The organism is Bradyrhizobium sp. GW821-FHT12B03 (assembly GCF_058807535.1).
This window is the reverse complement of sequence record NZ_JBXAQU010000001.1, coordinates 338,618-354,363: the sequence shown is the minus strand read 5'-3', so window position 1 is coordinate 354,363 and position 15,746 is coordinate 338,618. Positions and strand designations below refer to the sequence as shown.

Genomic DNA, 15,746 nt, shown 5'->3' with positions numbered 1-15,746 from the left:
CGAAGGCCGACAGTTCGTGACAAAAGACCCGCAAGCCAAGCGCAAGCCCGAAAATTGCGCCTTCGTCATCTTTGGCGTCACCGGCGACCTCACTCATCGCCTGGTGATGCCCTCGCTCTACAATCTGGCGGCCGAGCATCTGTTGCCGGAAAAATTCTGCGTCGTCGGCGTGGCCCGCAAGGGCCAGTCGGATGACCAGCTGCGCGACAGCCTGCTGAAGGGCCTGCGCCAGTTCGCGACCCGTCCCGTGGACAACGATATCGCCACGAGGCTGCTGCAATGCGTGACCTTCGTCGAGGCTGATCCAAAAGACCCACCGTCCTTCGACCGCCTGCGCGAGCATCTGGATTCGCTGGAATGCGCGCAGGACACCGGCGGCAACCGGCTGTTCTATCTGGCAACGCCGCCCGCCGCGTTCGCGCCGACCGCGCGCGAGCTCGGCCGCACCGGCATGATGAAAGAGAACGGCGCTTGGCGGCGGCTCGTGATCGAAAAGCCGTTCGGCACCGACCTCGCTTCGGCGCGTGCGCTGAACGCCGAGCTGCTCAAGATCATGGACGAGCACCAGATCTACCGGATCGATCATTACCTCGGCAAGGAGACGGTGCAGAACATCCTGGTGCTGCGCTTTGCCAACGGCATGTTCGAGCCGATCTGGAATCGCAACCACATCGACCACATCCAGATCACTGTGGAGGAAAGGCTCGGCGTCGGCCATCGCGGCGGTTTCTACGACGCCACCGGCGCGCTGCGCGACATGGTGCCGAACCATCTGTTCCAGCTGATGTCGCTGGTCGCGATGGAGCCTCCTGCACGGTTCGACGCGCATTCCGTGCGCTCCGAGAAGGCCGACGTGCTCACCTCGATCCAGCAGCCAAGCCGGGACGAGGCGCTGAAGAATTCGGTGCGCGCGCAATATCTGGCGGGCCGCATCGGCGACGACGAGATCACGGACTATCGCAAGACCGAGGACGTCAAGCCCGGCAGCACCACAGAGACCTTTGTCGCGCTGAAGCTGATGATCGACAATTGGCGCTGGGCCGGCGTGCCCTTTTACCTGCGCACCGGCAAGGCGCTGGGCCACAAGCGGACGGAAGTGGCGATCAAGTTCAAGCAGGCACCGCTGTCGATGTTTTCGGGCACGGACGTCGACCGCCTGTCGCAAAACTTCCTCACCATCGGCATCGCGCCAACCGAGACCATCGAGCTGCAGTTCAACGCCAAGATCCCGGGACCGAGCATCACCATCGACGGCGTCGAGATGAAATTCCGCTACGGCGACTATTTCCGCGCCGACCCCTCGACCGGCTACGAGACGCTGATCTACGACTGCATGATCGGCGACAACATCCTGTTCCAGCGTGCCGACGGCGTCGAGGCCGGATGGCAGGCGGTGCAGCCGTTCCTGGATGCCTGGAAGAGTGAAGGCATCAACGGCATCGAGACCTATGAAGCCGGCAGCGACGGCCCGGCCTGCGCCGATGAGTTGCTCCGGCGCGACGGGCGAAGCTGGCGGAAGTTCTCCTGATGGCCGTGGCCGATCAGCCGAAGCTCATCGTCGAGGCCGACGCCGAGTCGCTCGCTTTTGCGGCCGCCGAGCGGATGATGGCGCGGATATCAGCCAATTCCGGACGAATCGCCATCTGCCTCACCGGTGGATCGAGCCCGAAGAAGCTCTATCAGCTGCTCGGCAGCGACGCCTGGCGCGGCAGGATTCCGTGGGATCGCGTGCACTGGTTCATCGGCGACGAGCGCTTCGTGCCTGAAAGCGATCCGCTCAACAACATGGCGGTCGCGCGCGCGACCTTTCTCGACCGCAACGCGCCGTCCGGCCACATCCACCCGATCCCCACCACGGCCGAAAACCCTGATCAAGGCGCCGTCGCCTATGCGCGCGAGCTGCAGGCCTTCTATGGTTCAGACAGCCTCGATCCGTCGCGGCCGCTGTTCGACATGGTCCTGATGGGCGCGGGCCCGGACGGCCACACCGCCTCGCTGTTTCCCGGCTACCCTGAAATCGAGGAGACCCAACGCTGGGTCGTTGGTGTCCCCAAGGCCAATGTGGCGCCGTTCGTGCCGCGGGTCTCGCTCACCCTGCCCGCTTTGGCCTCCTGCCGCGAAATGCTGTTCGAGATTGCGGGGCATGACAAGCGGCCGATCTTGACGCGCCTCGTCAATGGCGAGACTCTGCCGGCATTGCGCGCGCGCTCGAATGGTGAGACCGTCTGGCTGGTCGACCAGGCCGCGCTTCCGGAGGAAATACGTGGGCCGCGTTGAAGCACCTTGTGCGTTGATCGTGATGGGCGTGTCGGGCTCGGGCAAGAGCACGGTTGCGGAGGCGCTGGGCGAGCGGCTCGGCTGGCGGTTCGAGGACGGCGACAGTTTCCATCCCGCCAGCAACGTCGAGAAGATGCGGGCCGGCCATCCGCTCACGGATGAAGACCGCTGGCCCTGGCTCAACGCCATTGCCGACGAGATCGAACGGGTCTGCGAGAGCGGCAAGCACGTCATCATTGCCTGCTCGGCGCTGAAGCACACCTATCGCGACGTGCTGCTGCGCGGACGCGACGACGTCCGCTTCGTCTTCCTGACGGGCACGAAGGAGCTCATCGCCGAACGGCTCGCGCACCGCAAGGGCCACTTCATGCCGCCGGGGCTGCTGACCAGCCAGTTCAACACGCTGGAGCCGCCGGAGGCGAGCGAGCACGTCATCACCGTCTCGATCGACGAAACCGTCGAGGCGATCGTGGACGGCATCGTGCGGCAATTGAAACTGGGCGGTGCAATACCCAAGGTTCTGCCATGACGCAAATCTCACTCGTGGTCTCCGACGTCGACGGCACGTTGCTGACCAAGGACAAGACGCTGACGGAACGTGCGAGGTCCGCGGTGCAGCGGCTGCACCAGGCCGGCATCGGCTTCACCATCACCTCGAGCCGGCCCGCGATCGGCATGCGCTTCCTGATCGAGCCGCTGGCGCTGTGGCTGCCGGTCGGCCCGTTCAACGGCTCCTCGATCGTCGACCCCGAGATGAATCCGGTCGAACAGCATCTGATCCCGGCGAGCGCCGCCGAGCGGTCCCTGCAGATCCTCCGGGAGTTCGGTGCCGATATCTGGCTGTTCACCACCGACGAATGGCTGATCGATAATCCCAGCGGCAAATACGTCGCCCATGAGCAGCACACGATCCGCTCCGATCCGACCATCGTGACGGATTTCTCTCCGTATCTTGCCAGCGCCTGCAAGATCGTCGGCGCCAGCGCGGACGCCCCCGGGCTCGAGCGTTGCGAGAAGGCGATGCAGGAGGCGCTTGGCAGCCAGGCGACCGCGGTGCGTTCGCAGACCTATTATCTCGACATCACCCCGCCGGGCTTCGACAAGGGCACGTTCGTTCAGGCGATGGCCAAGCGCCTCGGCATCTCGACCGACGCGGTCGCCACCATCGGCGACATGCAGAACGACCTCGCCATGTTCCGCGTCAGCGGCACCTCGATCGCCATGGGCAACGCCACCGACAGCGTCAAGGACCAGGCGACGCACGTTACCGCCACCAACGAGCAGGATGGTTTTGCCGAGGCGATGGAGATGATCTTGAAGCGGAATGGGGTGGGCTGAGCGATCGACTCCTCCATCGGTGCGCGACATTGACGACTGAACACCCGACCTTTCAGGATGACGGCGCGCAGCTGTTCCGGCAGGCGCTGACGTCCGATCAGCTACATCAGCTTGAAGCAACCTTGTCTCATCTGCCACCCGATCAAGCCGGACTCCGGCTGAGGGGTGTCAAAGGTCTCGCGCCGCTCCTCGCTTCAAGTGGACATGTGGGTCGCTGCGCTGCGTCAGTGCTCGGCCATGGCTGTCGCCCCGTCAGAGCCATTCTGTTCGACAAGACGGCCGCAACGAACTGGACTCTGGGCTGGCATCAGGATCGCACCATCGCCGTGAAGGAGCGTGTCTCCGTCGATGGTTTTGAGACCTGGAGCGTCAAGAGCGGCATGCTGCATGTTGAACCGCCCTTTGCATTGTTGTCCGGCATGGCGACCCTGCGAGTTCATATCGATCCGGTGCCGGCAAGCAACGCGCCGCTCCTGATCGCTCCTGGTTCCCACAGACTTGGACGGATTCGCGAGGAAGACGTACGGGACGTCGTCAGGCGTTGCGGCACGGTTGCATGCCTGGCTGACCCTGGCGACATCTGGCTGTATGCGACGCCCATTCTCCATGCATCGGACGCCGCGACCGTCCCGATGCATCGCCGCGTCCTGCAAGTGGATTTTTCCGTCGGGGAGCTGCCCGGCGGCCTGGAATGGCTGGGAATCTAGAGCGCAGACCGTACGGAGCCGGGCGTCACTGCTTCGACCGCTGCACCGCCGGCTTCTCGCTTTGCTGCCTTGCCGCCGAAAGATTATGCGCGGTGTTGATCAGCGCGATGTGGGTCAGCGCCTGCGGGAAATTGCCGGTCTGGCGGCGCGCCACGGCGTCGTATTCCTCGGCCAGAAGGCCGACGTCGTTGGCAAGGCCGGCCACACGATCGAACAGCGCCTGCGCCTTGTCGAGATCGCCCGACAGCACGTAGGCGTCGGCCAGCCACAGGCTGCAGGCCAGGAAAGCGCCCTCGATCGGCTGCTGCTCCCCGGACATTTCGCGCGGATCGTGCCGCATCACGAAGCCGTCGCGCATGATGTGCTTTTCGACGGCCGCGATGGTGCCGCGGATGCGCGGATCCTCCGCCGGCAGGAAGCCGACCGCCGGCAGCAGCAGCACGCTGGCGTCGAGCAGCTTTGAGCCGTAGGATTCGACAAAGGCGTCCTCTTTGGCGTCAAAGCCCTTGTTGCAGACGTCGCGATGAATCGCCTCGCGCAGCGCGCGCCAATGCAGCAGCGGCGCCTTGAAGCCAAACGTTTCGGCGCTCTTGATGCCGCGGTCGAAGGCGACCCAGGTCATCACCTTGGAGAAGACGTAATGCTTCGGCTGTCCGCGACGCTCCCAGATGCCGTGATCGGGTTGGTCCCAGACCTCGGCGAGATGGCTGAGCACGTTACATTCCAGCGCCCAGGTCGTTTCGTCATCGAGCTCGAGCCTGGCCATGCGCGACTGGTGGAAGGCGTCGATCAGCTCGCCATAGACGTCGAGCTGGAGCTGGGCATGGGCGGCATTGCCGACGCGGACCGGCCGGGCACCCTCATAGCCGTCGAGCCAGCCCGCCTCCCATTCCAAGAGCCGGCGCTGGCCCCAGATGCCGTACATGATCTGCATGTTCGCGGGCGAACCGGCGGCGGCGCGCAGGAGCCAATTGTGCCAGGCCAAGGCTTCCTCGGTATAGCCCGAGTTCATCAGCGCCAGCAGCGTGAAGGTGGCATCGCGCAGCCAGCAGAAGCGATAGTCCCAGTTCCGGCTGCCGCCGAGCTTCTCCGGCAATGACGTCGTCGGTGCGGCGACGATGCCGCCGGTCGGGCCAAAGGTCAGCGCCTTCAGCGTGATCAGCGAACGCATGATGAGGTCGTGATACGCACCGTCCCGTGTGCTGCGGCTGCACCAGTCCTTCCAGAATTCTTCGGTCTCCCGGAGCGCGATCTCCGGGTCGATCGGCTCTGGCGGGTTGAGATGCGAGGGGCCGTAGGTCAGCACGAACGGCACGGTCTCGCCGGCCTTCACCTCGAATTCGGCAACGGTCGTCAGGTCCTCGCCGCGGGTCTCGACCGGGGTGCGCAGCACCGTCATGTCCTGGCCGGCGACCGCCAGCAGCGAGCCGTCCTTGCAGCGGCGCACCCAGGGGATGTCGCTGCCGAAGCCGAAGCGGATCACGAGCTCCATTCGCAGCTTCACCGTGCCGCTGACGCCGCGCACCAGCCGCACGATGTCGGAGGCCTTGCCGCGCGGCGGCATGAAGTCGATCAAGGCGACGGCGCCGCTCTTCGTCTCAAAACGCGTTTCGAGGATGAGGGTATGACCGAGATAGCGGCGCGAGGTGCCAGTGACGTCCTCGGTCGGCGCGATCAGCCAGCGGCCGTTCCTGTGCGTGCCGAGGATCGCGGCAAAGCAGGCGTCGGAATCGAAGGCGGGCCAGCACAGCCAGTCGATCGAGCCGTTGCGCCCGACCAGCGCCGCGGTCTCGCAGTCGCCGATCAGCGCATAGTCCTCGATCTTCTGAGACAATGTCGTCGAGCCTTGAAAAATGCCGGCTCCTCAACTCCCGCCGAGCAACGAACGTTCCCGCGTCGCGGCCTTCAAGGCCGCGAGATCGACCTTTGATGCGATCTTGTCGAGCGCAACGGGAAGCCGCTGGCGCCAGTTCGGGTGCTCGTCGATCGTCCCGGGAATGTTGGGCTGGTCGAGCACACCGAGCAGATCCTCCATCGAGACCGCAAGCAAGCGCGATGGCGTACGCGACAGGAAGGCGAGCACCGAATAGAGATCGTTGGCGTTGATGCCGTTCTGGCGCAGGATCTCGTCGAGCATGCCGAGCGCATGCCAGCGGGCCTTGTCGTCCTCGCCGGGATCGAGCCCGAGCGAGAGCTTGACCTTGAGGTCGCTGAAGGTGCGCCAGCCCGCATAGGTGCAGAGGTCGTGCGTGTTCAGCGTCACCAGCGCGTTCGGCCGATAGAAGTCGATGTTGCGGAAGTGGCCGGCATCGTCGCGCTCGAACATCATGACGAGATAGGACCAGATGCCGAAATCCTGCATGGTCTCGCGGAAACCTTCGGGCACCGTGCCGAGATCCTCGCCGATCACGATGCATTTATGCGCCGTGCTCTCGCGCGCGATGGCGCCGAGCAGCGCCTCGAACGGCATCTGCACATAGGCGCCGTTGTCGGGCTTGAAGCCGCGTGGCACGAGATAGAGCCGCTTCAGCCCCAACACGTGATCGATCCGGATGGCGCCGGCATGGCGCATCGATGCGGCCAGCATGTCGGCGAACGGCACGAAGGACTGCGCTTCGAGGCCGCCGGCGTTGAAGCCGGCGAGGCCCCAGTCCTGGCCGACCGTGTTGAGCACGTCGGGCGGTGCGCCGACGGCGAGATGGCGGGAGATTGCCGCCTGCTCGTTCCAGGCATCGAAGCCGTTGGACTGTACCCCGACGGCAACGTCGAGATAGAGACCGACGCGCATGCCGAGCTGGCTGGCCAGTTCCTTGGCGGCATGCAATTGGCTATCGGCCGTCCATTGCACGAATTCGACGAACTCGATCTCGCGCTTGTCAGGACCGTTGCGCAGCCCGGCGCATTTCGCCTCGTCCGGCCGCTGCCATTCCGACGGCCATTCCCACCACGGTCCGGTGAAGCGATGCCGCAGCACCTCGAAGCAGGCAAAACGGGACAATAGCGGCGCGCGATCCGCGCGGAAGGCGTCGAACTGGTTGCGGCGGACACCGCTCGCGCTGGTCACGAAGCTGTTGAAGGCAGCGCGCAGGGCCAGCCATTTCAGCGCCGCCATATCCGCATATGGCACACGATCGCCTTCGCGCAGCCGCGCGGCGGTCGCGGCAGCGTCGGGGACGAGGTCCGCGGAAAATTCCGGGATGGCCTCGACGTCGATATAGAGCGGGTTGAGAAACAGCCGGCTGTTCGGCGAATAGGGGCTGCAATCGGCCGGGTGGTCGTCGAACAACACGTGCAGCGGATTGAGGCCGACGCCGTCGGCCCCCAGCTGTTTTGCGAGCCGAACGAGATCGGCCAGATCCGTGAAATCGCCGATGCCCCAGTTGCGGTCCGAGCGGACGCTGTAGAGCTGCACGGCGAGCAGCCAGCCGCGATCGAAATCGCCGCCGAAGGCGCGCTCGGGCGCCACGATCATCGGCACCTCTTCGGTCACGCCTTCGGCATCGGTCAGTGTCAGGCGGTGATAGCCGAGCGGCAGGCCGGCGGGCCAGGCGATGACCGGCTCGCGCGTCTCGCCTTGCGCGATCACATTGCCGTTGCCGGCGATTGTCCATTTGAGCGGCGGCGCGCCGGCTGTCACCAATTCCGTCCGCGGATGCCCCAGGGCGCGAACCACCACGGGCCCGCTGACGAAGCGATAGACCCGCTTCTCCGGCAGGGCGTCGAGGATGGATTTGAGGGCCGCGGGATCGGTGACCCGCAGCTTTCCGAGGGCGTCGACGAATTCGGACTGAACACCCTTGATCTGGGCTTGAGCTAAAAGATCCATTCGGCACGCAGCTTGCAGGCCATCGTTTGGCCGGGGGCATCGATTTTAACGAGGTGGCGGAAGACGTTAGTCAGGGTTAACTCACAAACCGGGCCTGCCGTTCCCAGGGGGAACTAATGACACACAAGCGGCTTTCTATATAGGTACCAAGCGTAGGTTCCCGACAAGGGAAACGGGCCCTGCTTTCTTGTCAATGGCATCACCGTGAACAAGACAATTCAAACTGTCGAGAGTGCCGCAGCCGGCAGCGCTTTCCTCATCGAAGACGTCTATCCCTTGATCGACGGCGGCCGCTTCGCCGTGAAGCGGATCGCGGGCGAGCGCGTCGACGTGTGGGCCGACATCTACCGCGACGGCGAGGCCGTGATCGGCGCCGCGCTGATCTGGCGCCGCGAGCAGGACCGGGAATGGCGGAGTGAGCCGATGATCCATCACGGCAATGACCGCTGGTCGGGCGCATTCACGCCCACCGAGCCCGGCCAATATCTCTACGCAATCGAGGCCTGGACCGACGAGTTCGCGACCTGGTCCCACGCGGTCGCGCGCAAGCAGCTGTCCGGCGCCGATGTCAGCCTCGACGCCGTCGAGGGCGCCGGGCTGCTGACCAAGGCACATGGTGCGCGGCAAGACGCCGCGGCGGTGATCGTCAGACAATGCGAGGACTATCTTCAGACCGGCGATGTCGCCCCGCTGCTCTCAACCGAGCTCGGCGATGCCATGGCCGAGAGCCAGTCGCGGCCCGACCTCACCCGCTCGCCGCTCTTTCCGCTGATCGCCGACCGCGACAGAGCGCGCTTTGGCGCCTGGTATCAGATGATGCCGCGCAGCCAGAGCCCGATCCCCGGCCGGCACGGCACGCTGCGCGACTGCATCGCGCGCGTCCCCGATATCGCCGCGATGGGCTTTGACGTGCTCTACTTCACGCCGGTCCACCCGATCGGCCATACCAGACGCAAGGGCCGCAACAATGCGCCGGTGGCGCGTGAAGGCGATCCCGGTTCGCCCTATGCGATCGGCACAGCCGAGGGCGGACACGACGCCCTGCATCCCGAGCTCGGCACCATCGAGGATTTCCGCGCGCTGGTCGCGACCTGCCTCGAATACGGCCTCGAGATCGCACTCGACTTCGCCGTGCAATGCTCGCCGGACCATCCCTGGCTGACGCAGCATCCGGAATGGTTCAAATGGCGGCCGGACCGCTCGGTGCGAACGGCGGATGGCCCCTATTCGGACATCGTCATCCCCGATTTCGGCTCGGTCGACCGGGCCGGGCTGTGGAACGCGTTCCGCGACGCCATGCTGTTCTGGATCGACCATGGCGTGACCATCTTCGCCATCGACAATCACGACACCGCGCCGCTTGCCTTCTGGGAGTGGCTGATCACCGACATCCGCCGCAGGCATCCCGATGTGATCCTGTTCTCAAAGACGTTTGCGCGGCCGAAGCTGATGAAGGGCCTCGCCAAGCTCGGCTTCGCGCAATCCTTCACCTATTTCCCCTGGCGCACGGAAAAATGGGAGCTGGAGCAATATCTCGGCGAGCTGACGCGTCATCCCGAGCGCGACTTCTATCGCCCGAACCTGTTCGTGAACACGCCGGACCTGCTACCCTATCATCTCCAGGGCGGCGAAGCCTGGGCCTTCAAGTCGCGGCTCGCGCTGGCCGCGACGCTGTCGGGCAATTTCGGCATCTTTGGCGGATTCGAATTGCTCGAACACGAGGCCATCCCCGGCCGCGAGGAATATCGCGATTCCGAGAAATACCAGATCAAGCAGCGCGACTGGGACAGACCCGGCAACATCAAGCCCTACATCACCGGGCTCAACCGCATCCGCAACGACAATGCGGCGCTCCAGCAGGCGGCGAATTTGCGGTTTCTCGGCATCGAGGACGGCGAGACGATCGCCTTCGTCAAGGCAGCGGCCGATCCCGCCAACACCGTCGTCGTCGCCGTCGCACTCTCGCGCCACGAGCGCGAGTTCTGGTTGCCGCTCGGCGACCTCACCATCGACGTCGGCGGCGAGCGCCGCCGCGTCACCGCACTCGAAAATCTCCTCACCGGCGAACAGTCCCGCATCGAATGGGGCGGGATCAAGTTGCGTATCGATCCCGACCGCGATCCGGCGCTGCTGTTCCGCTGCCTGGCGTAAAGGCTTGACGCCATGAATGTTCTGTCTTCCGTCGACACCAAGAAGGCCGAGGCTGCCGAGGTCGTGGATGAGCTCTGGTACAAGGACGCCATCATCTACCAGCTGCACGTCAAGGCGTTTGCGGACAGCAACCATGACGGCATCGGCGACTTCGCCGGCCTGACCGAGAAGCTGCCCTATCTCCAGGAGCTCGGCGTCACCGCGCTGTGGCTGCTGCCCTTCTATCCCTCGCCCGGGCGCGACGACGGCTACGACATCGCAGACTACGGCTCGGTCAACCCCGATTTCGGGACGATGAAGGACTTCAAGCGGTTCATCCAGGAGGCGCAGAAGCGCGGCTTGCGCGTCATCACCGAGCTCGTCGTCAACCACACCTCGGACCAGCACAAATGGTTCAAGCGTGCGCGCCGCAGCCATCCGGGCTCGAGCGCCCGCAACTGGTATGTCTGGAGCGACACCGACCAGAAATACCAGGGCACGCGCATCATCTTCACCGACACGGAGAAGTCGAACTGGACCTGGGATCACGAGGCCGGCGCGTTCTACTGGCACCGCTTCTTCTCGCACCAGCCGGATCTCAATTTCGACAATCCGCGCGTGGTCAGCGCCCTCATTCAGGTGATGAAGCGCTGGCTCGACGCCGGCGTCGACGGCTTCCGGCTGGATGCGATTCCCTATCTCTGCGAGCGCGAGGGCACCTCGAACGAGAACCTCCCGGAGACGCATGCGATCATCAAGCGTCTGCGCCAGGAGCTGGACTCCTACTCCAAGGGCAAGCTGCTGCTGGCCGAGGCCAATCAATGGCCGGAGGACGTGCAGGAATATTTCGGCCGCGGCGACGAGTGCCACATGGCCTACCACTTCCCGCTGATGCCGCGCATCTACATGGCGATCGCGCAGGAGGACCGCTTCCCGATCACCGACATCTTGCGCCAGACGCCGGACATTCCGGCGAGCTGCCAATGGGCGCTGTTCCTGCGCAACCACGACGAGCTGACGTTGGAAATGGTCACCGACGTCGAGCGCGACTATCTCTGGACCACCTACGCCAATGATCCGCGCGCCCGCATCAACGTCGGCATCCGCCGGCGCCTCGCGCCGCTGATGGACAATGACCGGCGCAAGATCGAGCTGATGAATTCGCTGCTGCTGTCCTTCCCGGGCACGCCGATCATCTACTACGGCGACGAGATCGGCATGGGCGACAACATCTATCTCGGCGATCGCAACGGCGTGCGCACGCCGATGCAGTGGAGCCCGGACCGCAACGGCGGCTTCTCGCGCTGCGACCCGGCCCGCCTCTATGCGCCGCTGATCATGGATCCCGTCTACGGCTATGAATCGGTGAACGTGGAGGCGCAGTCGCGCAGCCTGTCCTCGCTGCTCAGCGCCACCAAGCGCCTGATCTCGGTGCGCAAGTCGACGTTCGCCTTCGGTCGCGGCACCATGACCTTCATCCGCCCGGCAAACCGCGCCGTGCTCGCCTATGTCCGGCAATACCGCGACGAGGTGATCCTGTGCGTCGCCAACCTGTCGCGCGCAGCTCAAGCCACCGAGCTCGACCTGTCGCCGTGGAAGGACCGCATCCCGCAGGAGATGCTCGGCCGCACCCGCTTCCCGCCGATCGGCGAGCTGCCCTACATGATCACGCTGGGGCCGTACGGCTTCTACTGGTTCCAGCTCCAGGAGCGTGACAAGTCCGAGCCGGTGGTGCCGCGCGCGGTGCCGGAGTTCGAAACGCTGGTGGTGCCGGTGAACTCGAACTGGGTTTCGCTCGCCCGCGAGCGCGGCGTATTCGAGCGCGACGTGCTGCCGGGCTTCCTGTCGCGGACGCGGTGGTATCCAGAGCACAATCCCAAGCACATCAAGACCGCGCTGACCTCGGCGGTGCCGTTCTGTGACATCGGCGACAACCGGCCCTGGATCGCGTTCTTCGAGACCGCGCAGGGCGATGCGGCGACACGCTACGTGATGCCGCTGCAGATCGAGTGGGTGCGCTTCGACCGCGAGCGCTTCAATCCGAAGGCGCTCGCCGCCGTGCGCCAGGGTGCGCGCGAAGGCACGCTGCTGGACGTCGCGACCGACCAGATCTTCATCGGCCTGTTCCTGCGCAACCTGTCGCAGAACCTGGTGGTGGAAGAGAACAATCTCCGGCTCGAGTTCAAGGCGACCAGCCGGTTCGCCGACTACACCATCAAGGAGCCCGAACGCATCCGCGCGATCGAGCAGTCGAACAGCACCGCCCTCGTCGACAATCAATACGTCGCCAAGATCTATCGCCAGCTCGAGGAAGGCACCAGTCCCGAGATCGAGATCGGCCACTACCTCACCGAAATCGCCCGCTTCGCCAATACGCCGGCGCTGCTCGGCAGCGTCGAGCTCGTCGAGGGCGGTCAGCGTAGCGCGCTCGGCGTGCTGCACGCCTTCGTCGAGAACCAGGGCGACGGCTGGGCGGTGACCACGGGCTATCTCGACCGCTATATCGACGAGCAGCGCGTCTTGTCGGCGGGCGAAACGCTGCGCGAGACCCAGGAGCAGGCGCCCTACCTGCACTTCATCGCGCAGATCGGCCGACGCCTTGCCGGGCTGCATGTCGCGCTGGCCGCGGCAACGCCTGATGACCTGGCTCCGGAGCCGATCGGCTCGGCCCACGTCAAACATTGGGTCTCCGATCTCAAGGCCCGCGCGGAGCGGGTTTTCGAGCGACTGGCCGACAGCCGCGACGGCCTGCGGGAGGCGGACCGGCCACTGATCGATCAGCTCACAACAGTGCGCACGCGCCTGCCGGATCACCTGAATGCGCTCTTGCCTTCCGGGATCGGCGGGTTGAACATCCGTCATCATGGCGACTTCCGTCTCGGGCAAACTCTGATCGTGAAGGACGATATCTTCATCATCGACTTCGACGGCGATCCGCGCCTGCCTTTGTCAGCCAAGCGGCGCAAGGCCCCGGCCGCGCGCGACGTCGCCGGCCTGATCCGCTCGATTGATCTTTCGGTTAACGCCGCGCTTGGCCGAGCCCTTTCAGGCGGCATCGATGAGCAGAGCCGGCTTTCAGCCGCGCTCGGCGAATGGCGCGAGCGCGCCACCGCAACCTTCCTGTCCGCCTATCGCGAGGCCATGACCGATCGGCGTTTGTGGCCGGAAGACCCGCGCTCCGCGGAAGGCCTGTTAAGGTTTTTCCTGCTTGATCACGCGTTCGACGAAGTAGAGTACGAGCTGTCCCGCCGGCCTGAGGGGCTCCATGCGCCGCTGACCGGACTGCTTCGCATTCTGTCCAATGCCGAGAGCGAAGCCCATGCATAAACTACCAGCCGAGGCCTACGCGATCATCGAGGGCCGCCACTCCGATCCCTTCCACTATCTCGGGCTGCATCCCGAGGGCGGCAAGAGCGTGGTGCGCGCGTTTCTGCCCGAGGCCTCCAATGTCGAGGCGGTCGGCGAGCACGGCGAGGTGGCGAAGCTCGACCGCGTCCACGATTCAGGCCTGTTCGTCGGCGCGCTGCCCAACGGCTCGAAGCACTACCAGCTGCGCGCCAAATTCGGCGAAAGCGTCGTCGAGTTCGAGGACGCCTACCGTTTCCCTCCGATCCTGACCGATTTCGACCTCTATCTGCTGGGCGAAGGCACCCATCAGCGCCTCTACGACAAGCTCGGCGCGCACCCGATGCGGCTCGACGGCACCGACGGCATCGGCTTCGTCGTGCTGGCGCCGAATGCGCGTCGCGTGTCGGTGGTCGGCGACTTCAATTTCTGGGACGGTCGACGCCATCCCATGCGGGTGCGCGGTGCCGGCTACTGGGAATTGTTCATCCCGCATGCGAAGAACGGCGATCACTACAAGTTCGAGATCATCGGCCCGCACGGCCATCTGCTGCCGCTGAAATCCGATCCGATGGCGTTTGCGAGCGAGGTCCGTCCGAAGACGGCCTCCATCGTGTTCGACGAGGCGCATCTGGCGCGGCCGCGCCCCGCGCCCGACGGCATCAATGCGCTGTCGGCGCCGATGTCGATCTACGAGGTCCATCTCGGCTCGTGGCGGCGCAAGAGCGACAATCAATGGCTCACCTACCGCGAGCTCGCCGAACAGCTGCCGGCCTATGCCCGCGACATGGGCTTCACCCATCTCGAATTCCTGCCCGTGAGCGAGCACCCGTTCGACGGCTCCTGGGGCTATCAGCCGACCGGCCTCTATGCACCGACCAGCCGCTTCGGCACGCCGGAGGATTTTGCGGCACTGGTCGACGCCTGCCACCGCGAAGGCGTCGGCGTGCTGCTGGACTGGGTGCCCGGTCACTTCCCGGACGATCCGCACGGGCTCGGCAGCTTCGACGGCACCTCGCTCTACGAGCACGCCAACCCGCTGCAGGGCCGCCACCTCGACTGGGGCACGCTGATCTACAATTACGGCCGCACCGAAGTGACGAACTTCCTGGTGTCGAACGCGCTGTTCTGGCTGGAGCGCTACGCGATCGACGGCCTGCGTGTCGACGCGGTCGCCTCCATGCTCTATCTCGACTACAGCCGCCCGCCCGGCGCCTGGATTCCGAACCAATATGGCGGCCGCGAGAACATCGAGGCGATCAACTTCCTGCGCCGCTTCAACACCGAACTGTTCGCACGATTCCCGCAGGCAACCACCGCGGCGGAGGAATCCACCGCGTGGCCGCAGGTCTCGCGCCCGGTGGAATTCGGCGGGCTCGGCTTCGGCTACAAATGGAACATGGGCTGGATGCACGACACGCTGAACTACATCAGCAAGGATCCCATCCACCGCAAGCATCATCACGGCGAGATCCTGTTCGGCCTGCACTATGCCTTCTCCGAGAACTTCATCCTGCCGCTGTCGCATGACGAGGTCGTGCACGGCAAGCGCTCGATCCTGGGCCGCATGCCCGGCGACGAGTGGCAGCGCTTTGCGAATTTGCGCGCCTATTACAGCTTCATGTTCGGCCATCCCGGCAAGAAGCTGTTGTTCATGGGCGCCGAAATCGGGCAGAGCCGCGAATGGAATCACGACCAGTCGCTCGACTGGCACCTGCTGGAATACAAATATCACTCCGGCATCCAGGCGCTGATCCGCGACCTCAACCGGCTCTATCGCGCCGTGCCGGCGCTGCATCAGATGGACTGCGACCCGGCCGGTTTCGAATGGCTCATTACCGACGATGCCAACCGCAACGTCTTCGCCTGGCTGCGCAAGGGGATAGACGAGCACGCGCGGTGTCTGGTGATCATCAACTTCTCGCCCAACGTCTATCGCAACTATCGCGTTCGCGTGCCCTTTGCCGGCAAGTGGAAAGAGGTGTTCAATTCGGACTCCGCCCATTATGGCGGCAGCAATGTCGGGAACATCGGCGAGGTTCATGCCGTTGACGGCAAGACGCCGGAGCTCCGCCTCACCATTCCGCCGCTCGCCGCGATCTTCCTCGTTCCGGAAAGCTGAC

General features: G+C 64.8%; 10 protein-coding genes. 8 read left to right on the top strand and 2 right to left on the bottom strand.

The genetic code is table 11. The features are described from left to right. Nucleotides 1-16 precede the first annotated feature (16 nt). Genes zwf through AC1RUR_RS01745 form a run of 5 tightly spaced genes read left to right on the top strand, consistent with a single transcriptional unit; the run spans nt 17 to nt 4,322 of the window. On the top strand, nt 17-1,528 hold the full coding sequence (gene zwf / locus AC1RUR_RS01765) for a glucose-6-phosphate dehydrogenase (RefSeq protein ID WP_492840716.1): 1,512 nt from the start codon (nt 17-19) through the stop codon (nt 1,526-1,528). Beyond that, nucleotides 1,528-2,277: a 6-phosphogluconolactonase gene (gene pgl, locus AC1RUR_RS01760; RefSeq protein WP_492840714.1), complete on the top strand. Its 750-nt coding sequence runs from the start codon at nt 1,528-1,530 to the stop codon at nt 2,275-2,277. The genes zwf and pgl overlap by 1 nt, the downstream gene beginning before the upstream one ends. Further along, nucleotides 2,264-2,806 (top strand): gluconokinase, encoded by a 543-nt coding sequence (locus AC1RUR_RS01755; protein ID WP_492840712.1) that lies wholly within the window; start codon nt 2,264-2,266, stop codon nt 2,804-2,806. Before pgl ends, AC1RUR_RS01755 begins: the two co-directional genes overlap by 14 nt. Continuing rightward, a complete protein-coding gene (locus AC1RUR_RS01750; protein ID WP_492840710.1) occupies nt 2,803-3,615 on the top strand; it encodes an HAD family hydrolase in 813 nt (270 codons plus the stop codon). Before AC1RUR_RS01755 ends, AC1RUR_RS01750 begins: the two co-directional genes overlap by 4 nt. Before the next feature lie 29 nt (nt 3,616-3,644). Beyond that, the gene (locus AC1RUR_RS01745; RefSeq protein WP_492840708.1) at nt 3,645-4,322 is read left to right on the top strand and encodes a phytanoyl-CoA dioxygenase family protein; all 678 of its coding nucleotides are present in this window, start codon (nt 3,645-3,647) and stop codon (nt 4,320-4,322) included. Between the two features lie 25 nt (nt 4,323-4,347). On the opposite strand, the gene AC1RUR_RS01740 is transcribed toward AC1RUR_RS01745, so the two are convergent. Continuing rightward, on the bottom strand, nt 4,348-6,156 hold the full coding sequence (locus tag AC1RUR_RS01740; RefSeq protein WP_492840706.1) for a glycoside hydrolase family 15 protein: 1,809 nt from the start codon (nt 6,154-6,156) through the stop codon (nt 4,348-4,350). A gap of 30 nt (nt 6,157-6,186) precedes the next feature. Beyond that, on the bottom strand, nt 6,187-8,148 hold the full coding sequence (gene malQ, locus AC1RUR_RS01735) for a 4-alpha-glucanotransferase (RefSeq protein WP_492840704.1): 1,962 nt from the start codon (nt 8,146-8,148) through the stop codon (nt 6,187-6,189). 204 nt (nt 8,149-8,352) lie between these two features. On the opposite strand from malQ, the gene AC1RUR_RS01730 reads away from it, so the two are divergent. Genes AC1RUR_RS01730 through glgB form a run of 3 tightly spaced genes read left to right on the top strand, consistent with a single transcriptional unit; the run spans nt 8,353 to nt 15,745 of the window. Continuing rightward, nucleotides 8,353-10,299 carry a maltotransferase domain-containing protein gene (locus AC1RUR_RS01730; protein ID WP_492840702.1) on the top strand — a complete coding sequence of 649 codons (1,947 nt, stop codon included), beginning with the start codon at nt 8,353-8,355 and terminating at the stop codon, nt 10,297-10,299. Between the two features lie 12 nt (nt 10,300-10,311). After that, nucleotides 10,312-13,605, top strand: coding sequence for a maltose alpha-D-glucosyltransferase (treS, locus tag AC1RUR_RS01725; protein ID WP_492840700.1), 3,294 nt, complete (start codon nt 10,312-10,314; stop codon nt 13,603-13,605). After that, nucleotides 13,598-15,745: a 1,4-alpha-glucan branching protein GlgB gene (gene glgB, locus AC1RUR_RS01720; protein ID WP_492840698.1), complete on the top strand. Its 2,148-nt coding sequence runs from the start codon at nt 13,598-13,600 to the stop codon at nt 15,743-15,745. Before treS ends, glgB begins: the two co-directional genes overlap by 8 nt. Nucleotide 15,746 lies beyond the last annotated feature (1 nt).